Below are 7,803 nucleotides of genomic sequence, written 5' to 3'. Positions count from 1 at the left end.
ATACATAAAGACTTAAAGATAAAGACTTAAAGATAAAGACTTAAAGATAAAGACTTAAAGATAAAGACTTAAAGATAAAGACTTAAAGATAAAGACTTAAAGATAAAGACTTAAAGATAAATACAATACAGTTAAAAGATAGCTTTGTATATCGGGAACATCCCAATTTTGCAAAAATATAATTTGTAGTGGGAGCAGCGTTTGACTGAGCGCTCACGCCGCTCGACCGAGCTTCGCCGAAATTCCGAAGTCTTGCTCCCTAATATTCTAGTAAGCGGGCTAGAAGCCCGCACTACAAAAAAACAATTTACACATTTGGGATGCTCCTGTATCTCCAGTATCATTTATTAAATCGGGAATGTTTTTTAGGTAATATTCTGTGATGATGTTAATAACTAGATAATTGAAAAATAATCTAACAGAAAACTAAAACAAAACCAAAATAAAAACAAAAAACTATGTATAACTATCTTTTGGTAAAAGTAGCTGCAAATTAAATATTTACTTTATAGTTACTATTTACAAGTGAGGCAAAGTTTTTAAAATCTTCAAAATTTGAAAACTATGTTGATTTAACAAATAAATATTTTCTGCCGCCACAAAAAGCAATTTTTGAGGACAAATACCCATGCCCATTAACTATACGAGTAATAGTTTTGTTTCTAAACAAGAACTAAATATTACTCCCACCTCTGCAATTACCAACTTTGATTCCAACAGTAGTGAAATTTATAACACTAATAGCATTGGATATCATAACTCCAGTAGCTATAACTATAACTCCGACAATCAAAGTGCAACGCGAATAAGCGATCGCGAAATAACTAGCACATCCTATAACTCCAGTACAGGTTACGGTTTAGTCGATGCTGCCGCAGCAGTCGCTAAAGCCGCAGGTCAAGACACCTTTGCAGATGTTCCCAATTTGGGTGGTAATAATTGGGGCAACGATATGGTGAACTCTCCGGAAGTATGGGCAAAAGGATACACCGGGCAAGGTATTGTGGTTGCAGTCCTTGATACTGGAGTCGATCCCAACCATGAAGATTTAAAAAATAATATTTGGAAAAACACCAAAGAAATAGAAGGCAACGGCATTGATGACGATGGCAACGGTTATGTCGATGACGTTTATGGTTGGAACTTCGACAGCAATAGTAACAACACAATGGACGTAGATGGACATGGTACTCACGTTTCCGGAACCATAGCTGCTGAAAACAATGACAAAGGTGCCACTGGAGTTGCTTACAACGCCAAAATCATGCCTGTGAAAGTGCTGGATGATACTGGTTCCGGTTCATACGATTCAATCGCCAAAGGAATTCGCTACGCTGTCGATAACGGTGCAAATGTGATTAATATGAGCTTGGGTGGTGGTAGCAGCAACCCAGTCATGCAAGAAGCTCTGCAATACGCTAGCAGTAAAGGCACAATTGTAGTCATGGCAGCAGGTAATAGTGGTGGTTCATCACCGATATACCCGGCACGCTATGCAAAAGATACAGGTATTGCGGTTGGTGCAGTTGATAAAGATGGTAAGCAAGCCAACTTTTCTAATCGTGCGGGTAATGAGCAATTAACCTACGTCACTGCCCCTGGAGTCAGCATCTACTCTACAGTTCCCAATAACGGATATGAGAATTACAGTGGGACATCAATGGCAACTCCTCACGTTGCTGGAGTTGTAGCTCTAATGCTCAGTGCGAATCCAAATCTGAGTGATTCCCAAGTCAGACAAATCTTAGCAGACACATCAGGCAAATCTGAGCAGGATAGCAGCCCCTCTTTTCCCAGCTTTAATTTCGGTGATATTTTCAATGGTTTTAACCCTTTCTCAAGCGGTATCGAATTTAGCTTGAATAACCGCTCTTATGACTACATAACTGGATTTGGAATACCCAATAACATTTTCGAGAATAACAGTAATATTGGTTTGGACTGGAATGCGATCGCAAATAACAGTGACAAAAGTATACCCATTTCTAGTATTAGTACCATAACCAGTTCTGAGATGTCCGAATACTGGAGTCTGAAGCAAACCACACCAGACATGTCGAGTATGACAACTACCAATCCATCTAATCCATCCGACCCCGAAAACATCTTCAACCGCTATGCAGAAGTAATCATGGCTCCATTTCAAGATTACTTAGATATAATTCCCACAACATAAAAATAAGCGGTATATTTTTGACTTTACATTAATTTCGTACTGGCTGGAGTAATTTATTTCAGTCAGTTTTATTATGTTTTTTCTCTGCCAAGAAAATTGCCTATATCGCTTATTATGGTTATGTCATGAACAGGGTGAAATTAAATTTTATAATGAACAAGGTGAATTACGACAATCTTTACTAGTGCCCAAATTTCCTCAGCAAATTAAACGGTAATTAATCAATCTGATTAAAACTACGTTTTTTAATTATTGCTTAACTGGGAGCGACATGGCTCTTTTCATATTTTTATGTTTGATGAAATGCGATCGCTGATTTGGAAAAGTGGTTAATTTCCGATGTGCGATCGCTTTGATCTATCTGTATTTATTTACAATTACCTCACGGAGAAAGCTTCACTAAATCTCCGAGTCACAGGCTCCGTAATAAAGGTCAAAATCGACTTTTTACGAGTCACAATTTCACCATTAGCACTCATACCTGGCGTAAATTGTACTTCCTTACCCCGCACCATTAATGAGTGCTTACTGAGTTTGATTTGGGTCGGAAAAACTAAACCCAAATCTTTATCTGCTATGGCATTAGGACTAACTTTAATTACTTCGCCTTCAATAGTGCCAAATTCTTGAAATGGAAAAGTAGCCATTTTCACTTTAGCCCTTTGTCCCTGGCGAATAAAACCGATATCACGGTTGAGAACTTTAACTTCCAGCAGCAATTCTTCACCATCCGGCACTATTGATAACAACTCTTCGCCGGATTGTACTGGTCCTTTAGTTGCTTTAATTTTGTAAACAGTACCAGAAACAGGGGATTTGATGGTTTCATACTCAGTTTGCTTTTGAGCTTGTTCGAGTTTACCTGATACATCGGCAAGTTCTTCGCGCCGTCTGTTCATTTGGGTTAAAACTTCGCTTTGGCGTTCGGATGCGAGACGCTGTGCTTGGTTTTTAGCGCCAATGAATGCTGCTTGTGCCTGTTTTATTTCTTGGACTTGGGCAGCCATATCTTTTTGTAGTGATGCAACTTTATCTTGTGCCTCAGTAATTTTATTTTGATTGTTAGTGATTTCGTCGTTAGCGCGGGTGATTTCCGCATTGGCGCGGTTGAGTTGGTCTTGCGCTTGCAGGTAGTCGAGTCGGGGAACTGCACCATTCCCAATCAGTGTACGCATACTCTTTTCACGTTCTTGAGCGATCGCAACATTGTTGTTAACTTTTTGGCGCAGGTTTCGAGCATTTGCAAGATTCGTTTGGGCGTTTGCTAAGCTAGTTCGGGCATTGGCATAATTTTCTTGTAAGCGGCTGAGACGAACTTTGGCTTGATCTATCGCAGATGCAAGACGATTTGCTTCAGCTTCGGCTGCGGCTTGTTTGGCTTCAAAATCCCGCAGTCGTGCCGCTAGTAGTTCGTCTTGGATAGGGGTTCCGGCATTTTTGTTACCTGCACGTTCAGCGTCGAGACGACTTAAATCTTGCTGGATTAGTTTTTGAGACTGTGCCAGACGGGTAACATCTAATTTCTGATATTCCGGATCACGTTCAATTAATATTTGGTCTTTGGCGACTCTTTGACCTTCTTTAACCCGCACTGCCATAATTGAACCATTGCCAATCGATGTTACCGGACGCACTTGGGTTGAGGCGACTAGTTCTCCTGGTGCAGTGGCAACTTCATCAACTTCGGAAAAATATGCCCATGCGATCGCACCAATTACTATAGCGCTAATTGTCCCCGCCAGCACCCTTGTGTATAGGGGTGGTAATTCTTGGACTGCTTTGCCTAATTCAAAAGATAATTGTTCTTCCGGACGAGCGAAGATTTGTTTTGTTTGACGTGCTTGGGCACCATTTGCAGCTAGGGGAGAACGCATAGGATTTTGGATTTTAGGATTTTGTGTTTGAGGATTTTATATTTGAGATTTTGGGAAGGAGAGGAAATGGGAATATCTTTCAACATCACTGCGTCTGTACATCCCCCTATCTCTATCACACAGACAAATGTCGCCTTAAAAAGCTTTCTAGAGGCTCCAAGGGAAAATTAAATATTGCTTCTAATTTAGCAATCTCTTCTTTTGTACAAAAAAATTCATTGGCTAGCAATGTCCGAAATGTTCCTAAAGCTTTTTCTGCTTGGGGGTTAATCAACCCTAATGCACCGCGCAACCCGTCTACTAAAAATAATGGCGGATTAAAGATAACTGGTTCTCGATTAAAAATACGACCAAAAATATGGGGTATATCCTCGCGTGTTAAAATCTCGCTTCCCCCAACAGATAATACTTGATTGCAAGCGGCAAGAAAAGTTACCGAATCAACAGCCATTTTTGCCAAATCATCCGTACTGACTATCGAAGTTCGATTTGTGCGATCGCCAATCAACAAATATAATCCTGTTTGGCGAAAAGTTTCTGCTAAGGGCAGCAAATTCGATGCTAGTCCAGCCGGGCGCAATATAGTGTAGTTTAAGCCACTAGTTTGTAAATATTTTTCAACTTCGCGTTTCGCTTTAAATACAGGTGCATCTTCGTAGCCCCGCTCTGCGCCGAGTACCGAAATAAAAACGAAATGCTTGACTCCATTGGCTTTACCTTGGTCGATCAGTTCAATATTCGCACGATAATCTAGTGCGAGTGCATCGCCTCTAGAACCATGGGTACTGATAATGTATTTAACATGACGACAAGCTTTTTCGATGTCGCGCGGTTCTCGTAATTCACCAATAAAAAGCTCTGCTCCTCGGTGTTCTAAATCGTCATAGCGCGATGATAGGCGAACAAATGCCCGTACCCGCGCATCTTTTTCCCGTAAGAGTCTTACCACTCGACGACCAATTCCACCTGTTGCTCCTGTTACTAAAAACATAAGATTTTTAGGTTTAGGTTTAGATTGAGGTTTTAGTTAATTTTAATCAAGGAATCAAATCTGGGGAGCGGTGAATGACTGGGTAGTTCAACAATTAAATATTTACACACTCTTACCTTCTGTACCTCCATCTCCCTATCTGGGTCAAATTTATCCTCTGATTTCATCATGTCAACAAAATAAGAGCAACAATCTAATTTATATAATTTAATTTATATAATTTAATTCATATAGTCTAATTTATATAATCTAGTTTATAAATATTACCTTCCCTTTTCCTAATTTTATATGAACCAAACAATATTTCACATCGCTTTCCCTATTACCGACATCTCTCAAGCCAAAGCATATTACGTTGATGGTTTAGGCTGCATTCCCGGACGTGAAAGCCCCCATGCTCTAATTCTCAACCTCTATGGACATCAATTAGTAGCCCATACAGCCAAAGAACCGCTAACACGCCAACGTGGCATTTATCCAAGACATTTCGGATTAATATTTACTTCAGAACAAGACTGGAAAGATTTGTTAGCAAGGGCTTTATCTCAGCAATTAACATTTCGTGAAGAAGCAAAAGAACGTTTTGTTAATACTCCTTTAGAACATCGGACTTTCTTTTTAGAAGACCCATTTTACAACTTGATGGAATTTAAATATTATCGTTATGTCGAGGCTATTTTTGGTAATCCAGAATATACCCAAATAGGTGACAGATAAAAAATAATTAGAAATTATGATTTTGGTACTGAGAATAATTAATTTCTCCTAGTTTTTTTTTCAGTCTTTACTTTTGAATTTACCTGTTCCTGAATTTATGAATATTATTGACATTCTCAAAGCTGATTATCAAAGATTTCCGGAAAATCAAACTTATTCTATCTACGCGGCAAAGGTTTATTTTCAAGACCCATTAAATAAATTTACCGGGGTCGAACGTTACAAAAAAATGATTACTTTTATTCAGACTTGGTTGCTGAATTGCAAAATGGATTTGCATGATATCAAACAAGATGGAAATAACATTAAAACCGAGTGGACTTTGAGTTGGAATAGTCCCTTACCTTGGAAACCTAAAGTTGCAATTTCTGGATACAGTGAATTAACTCTAGATACAAATAATTTAATTTGTTCACACGTTGATTACTGGCACACTCCACTTTTTGATGTTGTTAAGCAGAATTTTAAATTTGGTAATCGTTAATCGTTAATAGTCGGTCAAAATCAACTCTTAACCTCTCATGCCCACACTATAATTCCCAAAAACAGTTAATAATGTAAATAAATGTAAATCAGGATCGAGCAGGACAGAATTATCCATGCGTGTAATTTTAATGACAGGAAAGGGCGGCGTAGGTAAAACATCTGTTGCTGCTGCTACTGGACTTCGTTGTGCAGAACTCGGCTATCGGACGTTGGTGTTGAGTACAGACCCGGCGCATTCGCTTGCGGATAGCTTTGATATGGAATTGGGGCACGAAGCGCGGCAAATTCGTCCAAATTTGTGGGGTGCGGAACTCGATGCGCTCATGGAACTTGAGGGGAATTGGGGAAGTGTGAAACGCTACATTACTCAAGTTTTGCAGGCACGAGGTTTAGAGGGAGTACAAGCCGAGGAATTGGCGATTTTACCTGGCATGGATGAGATTTTTGGTTTGGTAAGGATGAAACGTCATTATGATGAAGGAGAGTATGAGGTATTGATTATTGATTCAGCCCCAACTGGTACAGCTTTACGATTGTTGAGTTTACCAGAGGTTGGTGGCTGGTATATGCGCCGTTTTTATAAACCATTCCAAAATATTTCGGTTGCACTGCGTCCTTTTGTCGAACCAATATTTAAGCCCATTGCTGGTTTTTCTTTACCCGATAAAGAAGTGATGGATGCACCTTATGAATTTTATGAACAAATTGAGGCATTGGAAAAGGTATTAACAGACAACACTCAAACTTCTGTACGGTTGGTTGCGAATCCAGAAAAAATGGTGATTAAAGAATCGCTTCGTGCCCATGCATATTTGAGTTTATACAATGTTGCCACAGATATGGTGGTTGCCAATCGGATTATTCCTGATGAAGTACAAGACCCATTTTTCCAACGTTGGAAAGAAAATCAGAAGGAGTATCGTCAGGAAATCCATGATAATTTTCATCCTTTACCAATTAAGGAAGTACCACTTTTTTCTGAAGAAATGTGTGGCATCGAAGCACTTGAAAGACTCAAAAATATACTTTATCAAGATGAAGACCCAACTCAGGTTTACTATAAAGAAAATACAATTCGTATCGTTCAAGAACAAAATCAATATAGTTTAGAATTGTATTTACCTGGGATTCCGAAAAATCAAGTGCAGCTGAGTAAAAGTGGCGATGAATTAAATATTCGCATTGGCAATCATCGTCGGAATTTAGTTTTACCGCAAGCTTTAGCAGCGTTGCAACCTGCGGGTGCAAAAATGGAAAATGATTATCTAAAGATTCGTTTTGCGGATACAGTTCGTAGCTAGTGTACTACGTATAGATAAAAGACACTGTGTTACATCCCCGAATTCTCAGAGAATTTGGGGATTTTGTTAGGAATTTTAGATACATAATTTATTAGAAACAAAACAGTCATTGAAAAATGTGAGAGATAATGATTTTTGCATTGCCGCTACTTGCTCTCATGGAAAATCTTGACCTATCAGAGTCATTATTGAAATTACGATAAAAATATTTATTTTTATATCACCGTACTTACACTGAAGACAAACACAACATATTAA

Annotated in this window: 6 protein-coding genes; 4 read left to right on the top strand and 2 right to left on the bottom strand. The window is 38.9% G+C overall.

The annotated features are described in order from the left end of the window. Positions 1-628: 628 nt before the first annotated feature. Positions 629-2,176: a S8 family peptidase gene (locus VB733_RS13540; protein ID WP_323340586.1), complete on the top strand. Its 1,548-nt coding sequence runs from the start codon at positions 629-631 to the stop codon at positions 2,174-2,176. 377 nt (positions 2,177-2,553) lie between these two features. Here VB733_RS13540 and VB733_RS13535 read toward each other — a convergent pair whose 3' ends face one another. Both VB733_RS13535 and VB733_RS13530 read right to left on the bottom strand, forming a co-directional pair. Continuing rightward, on the bottom strand, positions 2,554-4,050 hold the full coding sequence (locus tag VB733_RS13535; protein ID WP_323340585.1) for an HlyD family efflux transporter periplasmic adaptor subunit: 1,497 nt from the start codon (positions 4,048-4,050) through the stop codon (positions 2,554-2,556). Between the two features lie 115 nt (positions 4,051-4,165). Then, the gene (locus VB733_RS13530; RefSeq protein WP_323340584.1) at positions 4,166-5,041 is read right to left on the bottom strand and encodes an SDR family oxidoreductase; all 876 of its coding nucleotides are present in this window, start codon (positions 5,039-5,041) and stop codon (positions 4,166-4,168) included. A 288-nt stretch (positions 5,042-5,329) separates the two neighbouring features. Between VB733_RS13530 and VB733_RS13525 the strand changes: the two genes are divergently transcribed. The 3 genes from VB733_RS13525 to VB733_RS13515 all read left to right on the top strand — a co-directional run bounded on the left by VB733_RS13525 (position 5,330) and on the right by VB733_RS13515 (position 7,545). Next, positions 5,330-5,758, top strand: coding sequence for a VOC family protein (locus VB733_RS13525; protein WP_323340583.1), 429 nt, complete (start codon positions 5,330-5,332; stop codon positions 5,756-5,758). 97 nt (positions 5,759-5,855) lie between these two features. Further along, the gene (locus VB733_RS13520; RefSeq protein WP_323340582.1) at positions 5,856-6,242 is read left to right on the top strand and encodes a DUF2358 domain-containing protein; all 387 of its coding nucleotides are present in this window, start codon (positions 5,856-5,858) and stop codon (positions 6,240-6,242) included. A gap of 115 nt (positions 6,243-6,357) precedes the next feature. Further along, positions 6,358-7,545: a TRC40/GET3/ArsA family transport-energizing ATPase gene (locus VB733_RS13515; RefSeq protein WP_323340581.1), complete on the top strand. Its 1,188-nt coding sequence runs from the start codon at positions 6,358-6,360 to the stop codon at positions 7,543-7,545. Positions 7,546-7,803: the final 258 nt, after the last annotated feature.

It is taken from the genome of Calothrix sp. UHCC 0171, from assembly GCF_034931845.1.
Taxonomy (GTDB): Bacteria; Cyanobacteriota; Cyanobacteriia; order Cyanobacteriales; family Nostocaceae; genus Brunnivagina.
The sequence above is the reverse complement of the archived record's forward strand: the minus strand, read 5'-3'. Positions and strand labels throughout refer to the sequence as shown.

Excerpts from the sequence above, each read along its gene's own strand:
- VB733_RS13540 (WP_323340586.1), top strand. The coding sequence starts at position 629 with ATGCCCATTAACTATACGAGTAATAGTTTTGTTTCTAAACAAGAACTA.
- VB733_RS13535 (WP_323340585.1), bottom strand. The coding sequence starts at position 4,050 with ATGCGTTCTCCCCTAGCTGCAAATGGTGCCCAAGCACGTCAAACAAAA.
- VB733_RS13530 (WP_323340584.1), bottom strand. The coding sequence starts at position 5,041 with ATGTTTTTAGTAACAGGAGCAACAGGTGGAATTGGTCGTCGAGTGGTA.
- VB733_RS13525 (WP_323340583.1), top strand. The coding sequence starts at position 5,330 with ATGAACCAAACAATATTTCACATCGCTTTCCCTATTACCGACATCTCT.
- VB733_RS13520 (WP_323340582.1), top strand. The coding sequence starts at position 5,856 with ATGAATATTATTGACATTCTCAAAGCTGATTATCAAAGATTTCCGGAA.
- VB733_RS13515 (WP_323340581.1), top strand. The coding sequence starts at position 6,358 with ATGCGTGTAATTTTAATGACAGGAAAGGGCGGCGTAGGTAAAACATCT.